This is a genomic window from Ruegeria sp. BB1 (assembly GCF_056539465.1).
In genome coordinates, this window is the sequence record NZ_JBQFVB010000010.1 from 1 (window position 1) to 13,330 (window position 13,330).

18 protein-coding genes and 2 pseudogenes are annotated in these 13,330 nt (G+C 55.1%); 19 read left to right on the top strand and 1 reads right to left on the bottom strand.

Annotation, left to right across the window (positions count from 1 at the left end):
• From ACR0AL_RS17620 to ACR0AL_RS17655, 8 genes are all read left to right on the top strand, one after another.
• On the top strand, positions 1-137 hold a 137-nt coding region (locus ACR0AL_RS17620), incomplete at its 5' end, for an EF-Tu C-terminal domain-related protein (protein WP_480664189.1).
• A gap of 132 nt (positions 138-269) precedes the next feature.
• Positions 270-1,514, top strand: coding sequence for a cation:proton antiporter domain-containing protein (locus tag ACR0AL_RS17625; protein ID WP_170351688.1), 1,245 nt, complete (start codon positions 270-272; stop codon positions 1,512-1,514).
• A gap of 303 nt (positions 1,515-1,817) precedes the next feature.
• Positions 1,818-2,504, top strand: a complete 687-nt coding sequence (locus tag ACR0AL_RS17630) for a hypothetical protein (RefSeq protein WP_425081859.1) — start codon at positions 1,818-1,820, stop codon at positions 2,502-2,504.
• Between the two features lie 227 nt (positions 2,505-2,731).
• Positions 2,732-3,046 carry a 30S ribosomal protein S10 gene (gene rpsJ, locus ACR0AL_RS17635; RefSeq protein WP_008756422.1) on the top strand — a complete coding sequence of 105 codons (315 nt, stop codon included), beginning with the start codon at positions 2,732-2,734 and terminating at the stop codon, positions 3,044-3,046.
• 18 nt (positions 3,047-3,064) lie between these two features.
• Complete coding sequence (gene rplC, locus ACR0AL_RS17640; RefSeq protein ID WP_170351686.1) at positions 3,065-3,790, top strand: 50S ribosomal protein L3; 726 nt, start codon at positions 3,065-3,067, stop codon at positions 3,788-3,790.
• Entirely contained in the window at positions 3,787-4,404 is a 618-nt protein-coding gene (rplD, locus tag ACR0AL_RS17645) for a 50S ribosomal protein L4 (protein ID WP_170334382.1), read from the top strand. The genes rplC and rplD overlap by 4 nt, the downstream gene beginning before the upstream one ends.
• Positions 4,401-4,697, top strand: coding sequence for a 50S ribosomal protein L23 (locus ACR0AL_RS17650; RefSeq protein ID WP_058272362.1), 297 nt, complete (start codon positions 4,401-4,403; stop codon positions 4,695-4,697). The genes rplD and ACR0AL_RS17650 overlap by 4 nt, the downstream gene beginning before the upstream one ends.
• A gap of 312 nt (positions 4,698-5,009) precedes the next feature.
• A complete protein-coding gene (locus tag ACR0AL_RS17655; RefSeq protein ID WP_480664074.1) occupies positions 5,010-5,711 on the top strand; it encodes a hypothetical protein in 702 nt (233 codons plus the stop codon).
• Positions 5,712-5,739: 28 nt separating this feature from the next.
• Here ACR0AL_RS17655 and ACR0AL_RS17660 read toward each other — a convergent pair whose 3' ends face one another.
• Positions 5,740-6,240: a MarR family winged helix-turn-helix transcriptional regulator gene (locus tag ACR0AL_RS17660; protein WP_170553308.1), complete on the bottom strand. Its 501-nt coding sequence runs from the start codon at positions 6,238-6,240 to the stop codon at positions 5,740-5,742.
• Between the two features lie 39 nt (positions 6,241-6,279).
• Here ACR0AL_RS17660 and ACR0AL_RS17665 point away from each other — a divergent pair, with 39 nt between their 5' ends.
• The 11 genes and pseudogenes from ACR0AL_RS17665 to rplP (ACR0AL_RS17715) form a co-directional block, all read left to right on the top strand.
• The gene (locus tag ACR0AL_RS17665) at positions 6,280-6,861 is read left to right on the top strand and encodes a YceI family protein (RefSeq protein WP_170351684.1); all 582 of its coding nucleotides are present in this window, start codon (positions 6,280-6,282) and stop codon (positions 6,859-6,861) included.
• A gap of 259 nt (positions 6,862-7,120) precedes the next feature.
• A complete protein-coding gene (locus ACR0AL_RS17670) occupies positions 7,121-8,155 on the top strand; it encodes a fatty acid desaturase (RefSeq protein WP_170351683.1) in 1,035 nt (344 codons plus the stop codon).
• 5 nt (positions 8,156-8,160) lie between these two features.
• Positions 8,161-8,255, top strand: a pseudogene (locus ACR0AL_RS17675) (50S ribosomal protein L23); the annotation flags it as partial.
• Positions 8,256-8,427: 172 nt separating this feature from the next.
• Entirely contained in the window at positions 8,428-9,438 is a 1,011-nt protein-coding gene (locus ACR0AL_RS17680) for a formylglycine-generating enzyme family protein (RefSeq protein ID WP_170351682.1), read from the top strand.
• 307 nt (positions 9,439-9,745) lie between these two features.
• A complete protein-coding gene (gene rplB / locus ACR0AL_RS17685) occupies positions 9,746-10,588 on the top strand; it encodes a 50S ribosomal protein L2 (protein ID WP_170356688.1) in 843 nt (280 codons plus the stop codon).
• A 3-nt stretch (positions 10,589-10,591) separates the two neighbouring features.
• Entirely contained in the window at positions 10,592-10,870 is a 279-nt protein-coding gene (rpsS, locus tag ACR0AL_RS17690) for a 30S ribosomal protein S19 (protein WP_005980699.1), read from the top strand.
• Between the two features lie 3 nt (positions 10,871-10,873).
• Complete coding sequence (gene rplV / locus ACR0AL_RS17695) at positions 10,874-11,254, top strand: 50S ribosomal protein L22 (protein ID WP_039538267.1); 381 nt, start codon at positions 10,874-10,876, stop codon at positions 11,252-11,254.
• Positions 11,254-11,964: a 30S ribosomal protein S3 gene (rpsC, locus tag ACR0AL_RS17700; protein WP_008758042.1), complete on the top strand. Its 711-nt coding sequence runs from the start codon at positions 11,254-11,256 to the stop codon at positions 11,962-11,964. Before rplV ends, rpsC begins: the two co-directional genes overlap by 1 nt.
• Positions 11,965-11,976: 12 nt before the next feature.
• Positions 11,977-12,390 carry a 50S ribosomal protein L16 gene (gene rplP, locus ACR0AL_RS17705; RefSeq protein WP_058283513.1) on the top strand — a complete coding sequence of 138 codons (414 nt, stop codon included), beginning with the start codon at positions 11,977-11,979 and terminating at the stop codon, positions 12,388-12,390.
• A gap of 329 nt (positions 12,391-12,719) precedes the next feature.
• The gene (locus ACR0AL_RS17710) at positions 12,720-13,064 is read left to right on the top strand and encodes a YHS domain-containing (seleno)protein (RefSeq protein ID WP_480567458.1); all 345 of its coding nucleotides are present in this window, start codon (positions 12,720-12,722) and stop codon (positions 13,062-13,064) included.
• Positions 13,061-13,168, top strand: a pseudogene (gene rplP, locus ACR0AL_RS17715) (50S ribosomal protein L16); the annotation flags it as partial. The gene ACR0AL_RS17710 and the pseudogene rplP (ACR0AL_RS17715), both read left to right, overlap by 4 nt.
• Positions 13,169-13,330: the final 162 nt, after the last annotated feature.

A 13,330-nucleotide genomic window follows, 5' to 3' on the forward strand; every position in this document is an offset into this window, starting at 1 on the left:
TGGTCATGCCCGGCGACAACGTCGGCTTCACCGTCGAGCTGATCGCCCCGATCGCGATGGAAGACGGCCTGCGTTTCGCCATCCGCGAAGGCGGCCGCACCGTCGGCGCCGGCGTTGTGTCGAAAATCATCGAGTAAGGCGCTTACGCGATTACCAAAAGAAAGGGCGTCCCAAGGGACGCCCTTTTTTTGTTTGGATGTATCAGTTCCTAGGCGCGCAAAAATGTGCAGCTTGTGTAAGAGAATTCCACAAGCAATATTTGAACCTATATGGAAAACTATCTTTTTCTATCTTTCATTCTTCTCGGGACGGGCATTGCTATTGTTCCGGTCGCCGTATGGCTTGGCCTTGGGTCGGTTCTGGGTTTCCTGATTGCCGGAATGCTGCTTGGCCCTGTCTTGTCGGTGCTGAGTGTTGATGTCGGCAGTCTTGAGCGGTTTGCCGAATTTGGCGTTGTCATGATGCTGTTTCTGATTGGTCTGGAACTGGCGCCAAAGAAACTTTGGGATTTGCGTAAAAGGCTTTTGGGGTTGGGTGGTTTGCAACTGGTTTGTACCTCTCTTGCCGTAATGGGGTTGGCGATGGCGCTCGGGCAGCCGTGGCAGTCGGCCTTGACCATCGGGTTGATATTTTCACTGTCGTCCACGGCTATCGTGTTGCAAACACTGCATGAAAAAGGGCTGCTGATGGGAACCGGAGGGCAATCCAGCTTTTCGGTTCTGTTGATGCAGGACATTGTGGTGATCCCAATTCTGGCGCTTCTGCCGTTGCTGGTGGTGCCGGAGCTTGCCGCGATGGGGGGCGGGGCCGTCAGTCACGGGCCCACGACAAGCACCGGGCTTTCACTGAATCTTGTGCAAGGCATGCCGGGATGGCTGAGGGCGCTTGTCACACTTGGTTCGATCATTCTGGTGATTGTTGGCGGTGCTTATCTGACCGGGCCAGTGTTCCGATATGTCGAATCCGCTAAATTGCCTGAGCTGTTCACAGCCATGGCCCTGACCCTTGTGGTCGGTGTGGCCGTGTTGATGATGGCCGTTGGTCTGACACCGGCTCTGGGGGCGTTCATCGCCGGGGTGGTGTTGGCCAACAGCGAATATCGCAATGCGCTGGAAAAAGAGATCACTCCGTTCAAGGGGCTGTTTCTTGGGTTGTTTTTTGTCAGCGTAGGAGCCTCGGTGAACTTCAGATTGATGGTCGAAAATGTAGGCCTGGTTGTCTCGCTGACCTTTGGGGTGATGGCTATAAAGGCGGTGATCCTCTTTGCTCTGGGCCGATTGTTCGGCGTGTCCGGTGCAAATAATTGGCTGTTTGCGCTGGGAATGGCACAGGCCGGAGAGTTCGGGTTTGTGCTGTTGTCCTTCTCGGTCGCAACCCATGTGCTGAGCGCTGATCTCGCAAACACGCTGATTATTGTCGTAGCGCTGTCGATGGTACTGACGCCGTTGTTTTTTTTGTTTTACGACAAGGTCATTGTGCCACGATATGTGACGATCCGACCGCCTGAGGGTTAGCGGCTCCTCCTAGGGCGCAGCGTCAGAGAGGTGAAGCTTTCGTTGCGGCGTCCGCGCGGTGTTCTGTGTCCAAGTTTGCGCTTGCGTGTTTTCGGGGAACCACTGATTCTAAAGCCCGGTCTGAATGGTTTGACATCACGGTATTGTGCGGAAATATTGCACGCGTTCTGCCGAGGGTTTCATAGAATGACAGTACTCAGGAACCTTGTTTGCTTGGTATTCCTCGCAACATCAGTGAGTGGCCAAGAATCCTCGGATTTAGTTGTTCCGACAAATCGATACATCCGTGAAAACGCGGACCTCATGACGTTGACTCATTGGCCCGATGGAATTGCATTTGAAGCAGTTGGGGACGTTCCTGCTGAGCTAGGATTCCATTCGGCATCAATGCTCAAATTTCTGGGGGAGCATGCAAAAACACAAATCTCGTTACCTGGATCTCCGGGCAACTGGTTTCTGCCTAAAGGCAGTATCGGACCGGAAACAAACTATGCGCTGTTGTTTGGTCGATTGAAAGACGAAAAGGCAAGAAATGCGACCAAAGTCTATATTGGCCGTGACATTGATATTGATATCTCAAACGCAAAACCGGAGATTCGACGGTTACTGTCTTCAGGATTGTCTGTTCAAGGTGCTGGATGCTTTGCAGCTTGGGGCGCGAACGAGAAGAATGAGGTGCGAGGGTTCGTATTGGTTGTTGATACCGAAGTTTCGCAGCTTGATCAGAGAGCATGCATTGATCGTTTTGTTCCTTCATCGCTTGGTGTTCTGCCAGTGTTCTCGAATCTTAGTTGGTCCAAGTATGAGGGAAAACGGATTCCGGAAGATGAGCCGTTCGTAGACGAAAGCGAGTTGGTTTTCCTTCTGCGTGCGTCTGCCTATTGTAGAGATGTTTTGGAAGATTTTTCTCTACAATGTCCAGCAGCAATTCTTGGTGATGTGTATCGACATCACGAAAGCACCCTGAGCAATTCAGAGACCGTAAAGTAAGTGACCTAATCTTGGACTTAGAAACGCGAAGCTCTGAGCCTTAGCTCAATTACTTTTTCAATGAGCTTTTAAATCGCCCTTGCCAAACCCCCTACACCCCTGTATTTCGCGCGAGTTCTCAACAAGAACGTTAAGGCGGGGTGATTCCCGCCTTTTGGGTTCGAAGAGGGTTGGCGATGCGCGCTTGTCCTCCTCTCAACCTCAACGCCTGATAAAAGGCTGTTATTATGCAAAGCCAAAATATCCGTATTCGGCTGAAGGCATTTGACTATCGCGTTCTGGATGCCAGCACGCAAGAGATCGTCAACACTGCCAAGCGGACCGGCGCGAACGTGCGTGGCCCGATCCCGCTGCCGAACAAGATCGAGAAGTTCACGGTTCTCCGTGGCCCTCACGTTGACAAGAAATCCCGCGACCAGTTCGAGATCCGTACGCACAAGCGTTTGCTCGACATCGTTGATCCGACCCCCCAGACCGTTGACGCGCTGATGAAGCTCGACCTCGCTGCTGGTGTGGACGTCGAGATCAAGCTGCAGTCGTAAGATCGGAGGGTATAGATTATGCGCTCTGGTATTATCGCAAAAAAAGTTGGCATGACCCGCCTGTTCATGGAAGACGGCAAACAGATTCCTGTAACCGTTCTTCACCTGGACAACCTGCAGGTCGTTGCACAGCGTACGGCTGACAAAGACGGCTACACCGCCGTTCAGCTGGGCGCCGGTGCGGCCAAGGCAAAACGCACCTCGAAGGCCATGCGCGGTCACTATGCCGCTGCAAAGGTCGAGCCCAAGCGCAAGCTGGCCGAGTTCCGCGTCTCCGAAGATGGCCTGATTGAAGTGGGTGCTGAGATTTCGGCAGAACACTTCCTGGAAGGTCAGAAGGTTGACGTTTCGGGTACCTCGATCGGTAAAGGCTTTGCCGGTGCGATGAAGCGCCACAACTTCGGTGGTCTGCGCGCCTCGCACGGTGTTTCGATCAGCCACCGTTCGCACGGTTCGACCGGTCAGTGTCAGGACCCGGGCAAGGTGTTCAAAGGCAAGAAGATGGCCGGTCACATGGGTGCTGCCCGTGTCACCACCCAGAACCTGGAAGTCGTCAAAACCGACGCCGACCGTGGTCTGGTCTTCATCAAAGGCGCCGTTCCCGGACCGAAATCGGGCTGGGTCACCGTCAAGGACGCCGTCAAGAAGAAAGCACCGGAAGGCCTGCCTTTCCCGGCTGCTGTGAAATCGGCTGCAACCGAAGCACCTGCGGAAGAAGCACCCGCGGAAGGTGGTGAAGCATGAAACTTGATGTAATCAAACTGGACGGCGGCAAAGCCGGCAACATCGAGCTGGATGCAGACCTGTTCGGCCTGGAGCCGCGCGCGGACATCCTGCACCGTGTGGTCCGTTGGCAGCGCAACAACGCGCAGGCCGGCACCCACAAGGTGAAGACCCGCTCGGAAACCAGCTACTCGACCAAGAAGATCTATCGCCAGAAGGGCACCGGTGGCGCTCGTCACGGTGACCGCAACGCGCCGATCTTCCGCAAGGGTGGTATCTACAAAGGCCCGACCCCTCGTTCGCACGGCCACGACCTGCCGAAGAAGTTCCGCAAGCTTGGCCTGCGCCACGCTCTGTCGGCCAAAGCCAAGGCAGGTGAACTGGTTGTGATCGAGAACGCCGAAGCCGAGGGCAAGACCGCCGCTCTGGCCAAACAGGTTGCAAACCTGGGCTGGAAACGCGCTCTGGTCATCGACGGCGCGACCGTGAACGAAGGTTTCCTGAAGGCGTCGCGCAACATCGAAGGTCTGGATATCCTGCCGTCGATGGGTGCAAACGTTTATGACATCCTCAAGCGTGACACCCTGGTGCTCACCAAAGCGGCTGTCGAAGCACTGGAGGCTCGTCTGAAATGAGCGCGAAGGCAGAACACTACGACGTAATCCGCAAGCCGATCATCACCGAAAAGTCGACCATGGCGTCCGAGAACGGCGCGATTGTCTTTGAAGTGGCGATCGACAGCAACAAACCGCAGATCAAAGAAGCGGTTGAGTCGCTGTTTGGTGTCAAGGTGAAGGCGGTGAACACCACCATCACCAAAGGCAAGGTCAAGCGGTTCCGTGGCCAGTTGGGCAAGCGGAAAGACGTGAAAAAAGCATATGTAACCCTGGAAGAGGGTAACACCATCGACGTGTCGACCGGTCTCTGATCCGGTTACACCAAACGGTGAGAACATGATCAGGCTTCGCCCCCGAATGGTGGGCGGAGCCTTTTTACGTTTGGGTCAGGAAGCTGCCATGTCGAAGGCAGGAACGGGTGTCTGACGGCAAGCCGTTAGCGTTTTGTTACCGGCGTTCTTTCGCCGCTAACCCGTGACAGGGGAGCGGACTGCGTTATCTTCAGTAGTGAACGGGGCAAAAGGTTGAAGATCATTCTGTTGATTGGGCGGTGACTATGGGGTGGTACGCCCAAGCGTTTTGACTGATGCGCCGAATGCTTCGGAAATTATAGGTACGGTCAAATGAACAAACGTGGAGCAAACAAATCAATCTCTGTGAATTCGGACCGTTTTGCGCGCAAGCAGGGGTTCGTTACCCAGCGCTTACTGCGGCTTTTTATGGGGTCAGTGGACCCTGCCGATGACGCGGTTTCAGGGTCCCAAACCGAAGCCAAACGCAATCAGTTACTGGGGCAGATGCGGGCTTTCAGCGCCGAGCCATACTTTCAGATCGCTGATGAAAATCTCGGGCTTTTGTCCGTATTCGATGATCTGAAATATGACAGGGCGGATGTTGACATGGTTTCTCCGGCGATGCGGAGACATGTTTTCGGCAAGCTTGGGCCGCTGGGGTTTTGTCAGATCTCGGGCACGGTACTAGAACATCCGCAGGCTGATATGCGCGTGTACATCCCCAAGTTCCACGCCCTTGGGGCGTCGCCCTTCGATATCATCCGCTATACCGACAAACGGCCGCAGGATTTTTGCCTGCTAACGCCGACCCAGGTGGCCTGTCAGTTTATCGACCATTACGAGTTGGATGACGCAGTGCAGAGGGTCGAAGCGCTGATTGTGAAGCATCCGATCAACCTGCTCAAGCTGGCGGATTATCTTGAGGGGAAACCCAGGCACCGCGCTTTTCGCGAGGTGTTGGGCCATATCAAACTAAAGCAGCGCATTGCGGTTGAATCTGAACCACTGTGTCGCAGGCGGTCATTGGGGTGATCGTCGATCTGGGTCTTTGATGTTTCGTTCAATCCGCCTGACGTCCTGCGGACGCAAGGAACGCCTGCCAACCCTCGGCACCGCCAAGTGCGCGCATCTTTTCATGCAGCAGCGGTCCGTAGATTTTCCACATACGTTTACGCAGCTCTTTGCCCTTGTCTGTAATCTGCAGCATTTTACCGCGCCTGTCTCCGGCATAAGATACGAATTCGATTAGCCCCTCAGAAACCATTCGTCTGCTGAGATGAGACAGGTTCGACTGCTCAAAAATGGTGTCTTGAGCAAGTTCAAAAGGGCGCAGCCTTCCTCCGTGCCGTTCAAGCGACCATAGCAAGTCATACCATTTCAGAGGCGGCAGGCCCGCATCTTTCAAGGCTGCACTGATTTCTGATTGGATAAGCCGGGTTGTCCGGTTCATGGCCACCCAGATGTCTGTTTCCAATGGGGTTGGCAGATCGTTCTTCACAACTTTGTGTTTGCTCCAAATCTTATTGCTGTTGGCTGCAAATTCAACTAGATGAAAATTCATCTAAAAACCAGCCCCATTGCAGATGAAAGGAACATAACGATGACTTTCAAATCTATGATCGCAGCCGTTGCAGTAGCTGTCGCCGTCACCCCGGCCTTTGCGCAGACTTACAAAACCGACCAGGGGCATACCGAGGTGCGCTTTGGCTGGAGCCATGCAGGCGTGTCCAACCAGCATGCCGAGTTCACCAAGGCCGAAGGCGTGCTGGACCTGAACGCGGATGATGTCGAGGCATCGACCCTGAACGTGACAATTGACACAAACAGCCTGTCGTCGGGCTTTGGCCCGCTGGACGACCACCTGAAGTCGGCGGATTTCTTTGAGGTCGAAACCTACCCCGAGATCACCTTTGTCAGCACCGGGATCGCGCGGACCGGAGACACCACGGCAGATGTGACCGGTGACCTGACCATCCACGGCGTGACCAAACCCGTGACCTTGAAGGCGACTCTGACCCATCAGGGCGAGCACCCGCTGGGCAGCGCCATCGAATATTATGCGGGCGATTGGGTGGCCTTCACGGCAGAGGGCGAGATTGACCACATGGAGTTCGGTGTGGGGCCCTTCTCGACCGGGCCGATCAGCATCATAATTGCAACCGAGATGAAGGCGGACGGCTAATATTACGGTCGACCGAGTCGTCGGGCTGGCGTCAAAAAACACATATGTAGGTGGAACGGATGACGCCATTGACGATTTCACTTGCCTAAGTCTGACCCGACATCGGACAATCGAACAAGGCCCCCGTGACTTCGGAGGCCTTTTTTGAGCGGCAGCACCATAAATTGAACGCCAAACATCGCGATTGGTCCAGAATCAGGTTGCTATGTCGGTGTGGTCGTCTATCCGGTGTGCTGAAAGAAAATGATTTGGCAGGCACATGACGGAAACCAATCTATCGACCTCGGCAAAGCCGGATGTGACCGCCGCGCGTGACTGGGTGACGACGCTTGCCAAATATCGCGAACCGAACCAGTTGCGCAGTTGGTTCGAGCTTGGCGTCAGCATCATCCCATTCATCGCATTGTGGGCAGTGTCGTGGATGTTCCTGTCCGTCAGCTATTGGCTTGCTTTTGCAGTCTCAGTCCTCAACGCGGCATTCCTGTTGCGCCTGTTTGCCATTCAGCACGATTGCGGGCACGGGGCTTTCTTCACGAACCGAACGGTCAGTGACTGGGTCGGGCGGGTGATCGGAGTGCTGACCCTGACGCCCTATGATGTCTGGCGCCGTACGCATTCCACGCACCACAATTCTTCGGGCAATCTGGACAAGCGGGGGATGGGTGACATCCACACGCTGACGGTGGCCGAATACCGTGCGATGACGTCGATGAACCGTTTTTGGTATCGGGTGTATCGGCACCCGATTACCCTGTTTGGCTTTGGTCCCGGGTATCTGTTCCTGTTTCAGAACCGGCTGCCGCTTGGCCTGACGGGTATTCCGAAATTCTGGGTCAGCGCGATGGTCACAAATCTGGCCATTCTGATCGTGTTAGGGGCCATCTACTATTTTGGCGGCATGATGCCGATGTTGCTGATTTTCCTGCCCTCGACCCTGATTGCCGCGGCGGCCGGCGTCTGGCTGTTCTACGTCCAGCACCAATTCGAAGAGACGCAATGGGATCCCGATAAGGATTGGCAGCTGCACGAGGCTGCCCTGCACGGAAGCTCTCATTACATCCTGCCATCCGTATTGCAGTGGTTCAGCGCCAATATCGGCATCCACCACGTGCACCACCTCTACAGCCGCATTCCGTTCTATCGCCTGACCGAAGTGCTGCGCGATCATGATGAGCTGGCCAACAGCAACCAGATGACCATCCGAGAGAGCCTCGCCAACGCGCGCCTGCACCTGTGGGATGAGAAAAGCCGCCGTCTGCTGTCCTTCGCCGAGGCCCGCGCGCTGTATGGGTGAGCGGTAAGTTCCACGGCCAGCTGGGCTGTCGAAAAGACGTCAAAAAGCAAATGTGACCCTGGAAGAGGGTAACACCATCGACGTGTCCACCGGTCTCTGATCGGACCCGTCTTTGGAGAGAGATAAATGTCCCCGCTAAAGTTGGGGGTTTTATTTTTGGGATAACGTGCATTTTCGTTTTTTTCGAGTGCAGTGGCCCTTCGATCAAAGCTCAAAGCTGCTTAAATTCTTTAGCTGTGCGTTCATAAATGACTTGATAGAGATTGAGCAGGATGAGCCTCTTCAGAATTTTGTTTTTGCCGGTGAGTTTCATTGCGCTCTTTCATGTTTCTCCGATTTTCGCTGAGGAGAGCTATTTTATCTCCAAAAGCCAAGTGGTTTCAGATCTTGATACGTTTCAGGAATGCGAAGCATGTCCATCAATGGTTGTTTTGCCTAAGGGGTATTTTTCGTTCGGATCAACTGAAAAAGAGGCGAGGGAAGCGCATCGTCGTTTCAAGATTGGTCTAAACATTGATCCCGATGAAGTCCCAGACCCCTATGACACATTCGTCAGCGAGACCCCAAAACACGACGTTACAATTGATGTTCCTATCGCAATGGGTCTTACCGAAGTTACTCGAGAGGAGTGGGCCGCCTGCGTCGCTGAGAGAAGGTGCGCAGATGAGGCCGACGCACGTATACGCTTTCGACTTAGAAACGGCCCCTACCAAGACCATCCCCGCAGCCCGATCACTGCTGTCACCTACACCGAAATGCAAGACTACTTAGCATGGCTAAATGACAAGGTGGGTGCCAAGGTCTATCGCCTCCCTACTGAAGTAGAATGGGAATACGCTGCCCGGGCAGGAGCAAAAACGATCTTTGCACAAGGTGATTCACTGACACGGGAACAAGCCAACTTTTCTATCTATTGGCGAGAAATCGAAGGTGGCAGGAGCGTGTGGAAAAGAGACCCCGGGAATGAAAAACGGCCTGTTACAGTGGATGAGTTGGATGCTGCAAATTCTTGGGGGTTGCGTCATATGTCTGGAAACGTATCTGAAACGACAAGATCGTGTTGGAGCGAAGGGCATCTCGGCTTTGCCTCTTCGGCTCGCTACCTCGCTGCCTCGTATCGTCCGCTTGGGTGTAGGCGCGTTGGAAAGGGGGGCTCGTACGGAGCATCAGTAGAATTGGCTCGCCCAGCTCGGCGTGTAGGCCATCCCGAAGACTATTGGGGGCCATGGGTCGGTTTCCGCATTGTGCGAGAATTGAAAGCGGAGGACAATCAGGAGGGCTGAGTTGGTGTTGGGTAACCAGTTGTCTCGGCATTTTCTGAAACTAAGTCATCCAAAACTTATAGTGGAGTAATTCGACGCTTCGTTCACCCGCGCAATCGGATTTTGCTGGGGCGCAAAAATCCAGCGCCCGCTATAGACACCCACCCCCAACACTGCTAAACGCACCCAATCTTGCGGCCTCGGATTCGTTCCGGGGCCTCTGATATTTGTAACCGGGGACCTTCGGGGCCCTATACCCTTGGCACCTACGGGGGCCTATCACATAGCGGGGAAATCCCCTGCACTTGCTAAACGGAAGACAGAAAGCATGGCACTCAAGTCGTACAAGCCGACGACGCCGGGCCAGCGCGGGCTGGTGCTGATCGACCGTTCGGAGCTTTGGAAAGGACGTCCGGTCAAGTCTCTCACTGAGGGTTTGACCAAATCGGGCGGCCGGAACAACACCGGACGGATCACTTCACGCCGCCGCGGCGGTGGCGCAAAGCGTCTCTACCGGATCGTTGACTTCAAACGGAATAAATTTGATGTCGCGGCAACCGTCGAACGGATCGAATATGACCCGAACCGGACCGCATTCATCGCACTGGTAAAATACGAAGACGGCGAGCAGGCATATATCCTGGCTCCGCAGCGTCTGGCTGTTGGTGACAAAGTCATCGCGTCGGCAAAAGCTGACATCAAGCCGGGCAACGCAATGCCGTTCTCGGGCATGCCTATCGGTACCATCGTCCACAACATCGAGATGAAGCCAGGAAAAGGCGGTCAGATCGCACGTGCGGCCGGTACTTACGCTCAGTTCGTTGGTCGCGATGGCGGCTACGCTCAGATCCGTCTGAGCTCGGGCGAGCTGCGCATGGTCCGTCAGGAATGCATGGCCACCGTCGGTGCCGTGTCCAACCCCGACAACAGTAACCAGAACCTCGGTAAAGCCGGTCGTATGCGTCACAAGGGCGTTCGTCCGTCGGTTCGTGGTGTTGCAATGAACCCGATCGATCACCCGCACGGTGGTGGTGAAGGTCGTACCTCGGGCGGCCGTACGCCGGTTACTCCGTGGGGTAAGGACACCAAGGGTAAGCGTACCCGCAACAAGAACAAAGCGTCCCAGAAGCTGATCATCCGCTCGCGGCACGCCAAGAAGAAGGGACGTTAATCTATGTCTCGCTCTGTTTGGAAAGGTCCTTTCGTCGATGCTTACGTGCTGAAAAAAGCCGAAGCAGCACGCGAGTCGGGCCGCAACGAAGTCATCAAAATCTGGTCGCGTCGTTCCACCATTCTGCCCCAGTTCGTGGGTCTGACCTTTGGTGTGTACAACGGCCAGAAGCATATCCCGGTAAACGTCTCGGAAGACATGATCGGTCAGAAGTTCGGTGAATACTCGCCGACTCGTACCTATTACGGTCACGCCGCAGACAAAAAAGCGAAGCGGAAGTAAGTCATGGGCAAGGAAAAGAACCCCCGCCGCGTGGCTGAAAACGAAGCAATGGCGAAAACGCGCATGCTTCGCACCAGCCCGCAGAAACTGAACTTGGTTGCGCAAATGATCCGCGGCAAGAAAGTTGAGAAGGCTCTGACCGACCTGACTTTCTCGAACAAGCGTGTCGCGCAGGACGTCAAGAAGTGCCTGCAGTCCGCAATCGCGAATGCCGAAAACAACCACAACCTGGACGTTGACGAGCTGATCGTCGCCGAAGCATGGGTTGGCAAGAACCTGGTCATGAAGCGTGGTCGCCCGCGTGCCCGTGGCCGTTTCGGCAAGATCATGAAGCCGTTCTCGGAGATCACCATCAAGGTGCGTCAAGTTGAGGAGCAAGCCTAATGGGTCATAAAGTAAATCCGATCGGCATGCGCCTGCAGGTCAACCGCACCTGGGACAGCCGCTGGTACGCCGACACCAAGGACTACGGTGATCTTCTGCTGGAAGACCTCAAGATCCGTGAGTTCATCAACAAAGAGTGCAAGCAGGCCGGTGTTGCCCGTGTGATCATCGAACGTCCGCACAAGAAGTGCCGCGTGACGATCCACACTGCACGTCCCGGTGTCATCATCGGCAAGAAAGGTGCAGACATCGAAGTTCTGCGCAAAAAGCTTGCTCGTATGACCGACAGCGAACTGCACCTGAACATCGTCGAAGTGCGCAAGCCCGAGCTTGACGCGCAGCTGGTTGCCGAGTCCATCGCTCAGCAGCTGGAGCGCCGCGTCTCGTTCCGCCGCGCGATGAAGCGTTCGGTTCAGAACGCCATGCGCATGGGCGCCCTGGGTATCCGGGTGAACGTCGCTGGCCGTCTGGGCGGCGCCGAAATCGCACGGACCGAGTGGTACCGCGAAGGCCGCGTGCCTCTGCACACCCTGCGTGCCGACATCGATTACGCACATGCCGAAGCGATGACTCCTTACGGGATCATCGGGATCAAGGTCTGGATCTTCAAAGGTGAGATCATGGAGCACGATCCGCAGGCACGTGACCGTAAAGCACAGGAACTCCAGGACGGCCCTGCACCTCGTGGTGCTGGTGGCGGTCGTCGCTAAGGAGGGAAAGATATGCTTCAACCAAAGCGTACTAAATTCCGCAAGATGCACAAAGGCCGGATCAAGGGTCTCGCCAAGGGCGGCTCTGATCTGAACTTTGGCACCTACGGCCTGAAAGCTCTTGAGCCTGAGCGTGTAACTGCACGCCAGATCGAAGCTGCACGTCGTGCCATGACGCGTCACATGAAGCGTCAGGGTCGTGTCTGGATCCGCATCTTCCCCGACACTCCGGTCACTGCAAAGCCGATCGAAGTTCGTATGGGTAAAGGTAAAGGTTCGGTCGACCGCTGGGCATGCAAAGTCAAGCCTGGCCGCGTGATGTTCGAGATCGACGGCGTCAATGACGACATCGCCCGCGAGGCCCTGCGCCTGGCCGCGATGAAGCTGCCGATCAAGACTCGCGTCGTGGTTCGCGAAGACTGGTAAGCGATTGGGGGGCTACCCCGTTCGCTAAAAGATTGACCCCCGTCGGGATACCGGCGGGGGTTTTGCGTTCTCGATGTCAGACGCAGGTTTTGGGACTTAAACTTTCAATGGCCACATGCCGGTTTACCGACTCGTGACTGGCAATCGGCAGACAGGCGTGGCTAAATTCGGACGAACCCTCTCTGCCATCGAGTAGGATACTGATGCCAAGTTTTATCCTCCGCCATTTCGTTCTGTTGTTTCTGATGGCCGTTGGTACCGTGGTCGCCCCCGCAAAAACTTGGGCCGCGTCGCCCGAGGTGAATCTAGGGTATTTCAACAAGCTTGCGATGAACGGATATGACGTCATGACTTATTGGCAAGGCGGTGATCCGCAAAAGGGCGATCCTGAGATCATGGCTCAGCACAATGGCGCCACCTGGGTGTTTCTGAATGATGAAAACCGCCAGGCTTTTCTGTCTGACCCGGCGAAGTATGCTCCTCAATATGGCGGATATTGCGCCTATGCGGCCAGCCAGAATGCGGTGGCCGATGTCGACCCGTTCGCATGGCGCATCTGGGACGAAAAACTGTATCTGAATTACAGCCCGCAGGTGCGGCGCATCTGGGCCAGCGATATTGATGCCAATATTGAAAAAGCAAACGAGTTCTGGCCCGATTTGCTGAAGAAATAGGGCGTGTCTGGATCCGCATCTTCCAAGATACTCCGGTCACTGCAAAGCCGGTCAAAGTACGTCTGGGTAGAGTTTCAGTCGATCGCTGGGCATGCAAGCTCAAGTCGGATCACTATAAAGCTGCCGATCAAGACCTGTGTTTAGGTTCCCTAAGACTGGTAAGTGACTGGGGACCACTCGTTCGTGACAAGATTGCCCCTGTCAGGACACCGGCAGGGGGTATTGTGTTAGTCTTTTGCGACCCATCCCACTGATGAGTGAAAAAA

What these genes read in the sequence shown, in the direction of transcription:
- ACR0AL_RS17625 (WP_170351688.1), top strand. Translation starts at nt 270, where the DNA reads ATGGAAAACTATCTTTTTCTATCTTTCATTCTTCTCGGGACGGGCATT.
- ACR0AL_RS17630 (WP_425081859.1), top strand. Translation starts at nt 1,818, where the DNA reads ATGACGTTGACTCATTGGCCCGATGGAATTGCATTTGAAGCAGTTGGG.
- rpsJ (WP_008756422.1), top strand. Translation starts at nt 2,732, where the DNA reads ATGCAAAGCCAAAATATCCGTATTCGGCTGAAGGCATTTGACTATCGC.
- rplC (WP_170351686.1), top strand. Translation starts at nt 3,065, where the DNA reads ATGCGCTCTGGTATTATCGCAAAAAAAGTTGGCATGACCCGCCTGTTC.
- rplD (WP_170334382.1), top strand. Translation starts at nt 3,787, where the DNA reads ATGAAACTTGATGTAATCAAACTGGACGGCGGCAAAGCCGGCAACATC.
- ACR0AL_RS17650 (WP_058272362.1), top strand. Translation starts at nt 4,401, where the DNA reads ATGAGCGCGAAGGCAGAACACTACGACGTAATCCGCAAGCCGATCATC.
- ACR0AL_RS17655 (WP_480664074.1), top strand. Translation starts at nt 5,010, where the DNA reads ATGAACAAACGTGGAGCAAACAAATCAATCTCTGTGAATTCGGACCGT.
- ACR0AL_RS17660 (WP_170553308.1), bottom strand. Translation starts at nt 6,240, where the DNA reads ATGAATTTTCATCTAGTTGAATTTGCAGCCAACAGCAATAAGATTTGG.
- ACR0AL_RS17665 (WP_170351684.1), top strand. Translation starts at nt 6,280, where the DNA reads ATGACTTTCAAATCTATGATCGCAGCCGTTGCAGTAGCTGTCGCCGTC.
- ACR0AL_RS17670 (WP_170351683.1), top strand. Translation starts at nt 7,121, where the DNA reads ATGACGGAAACCAATCTATCGACCTCGGCAAAGCCGGATGTGACCGCC.
- ACR0AL_RS17680 (WP_170351682.1), top strand. Translation starts at nt 8,428, where the DNA reads ATGAGCCTCTTCAGAATTTTGTTTTTGCCGGTGAGTTTCATTGCGCTC.
- rplB (WP_170356688.1), top strand. Translation starts at nt 9,746, where the DNA reads ATGGCACTCAAGTCGTACAAGCCGACGACGCCGGGCCAGCGCGGGCTG.
- rpsS (WP_005980699.1), top strand. Translation starts at nt 10,592, where the DNA reads ATGTCTCGCTCTGTTTGGAAAGGTCCTTTCGTCGATGCTTACGTGCTG.
- rplV (WP_039538267.1), top strand. Translation starts at nt 10,874, where the DNA reads ATGGGCAAGGAAAAGAACCCCCGCCGCGTGGCTGAAAACGAAGCAATG.
- rpsC (WP_008758042.1), top strand. Translation starts at nt 11,254, where the DNA reads ATGGGTCATAAAGTAAATCCGATCGGCATGCGCCTGCAGGTCAACCGC.
- rplP (WP_058283513.1), top strand. Translation starts at nt 11,977, where the DNA reads ATGCTTCAACCAAAGCGTACTAAATTCCGCAAGATGCACAAAGGCCGG.
- ACR0AL_RS17710 (WP_480567458.1), top strand. Translation starts at nt 12,720, where the DNA reads ATGAACGGATATGACGTCATGACTTATTGGCAAGGCGGTGATCCGCAA.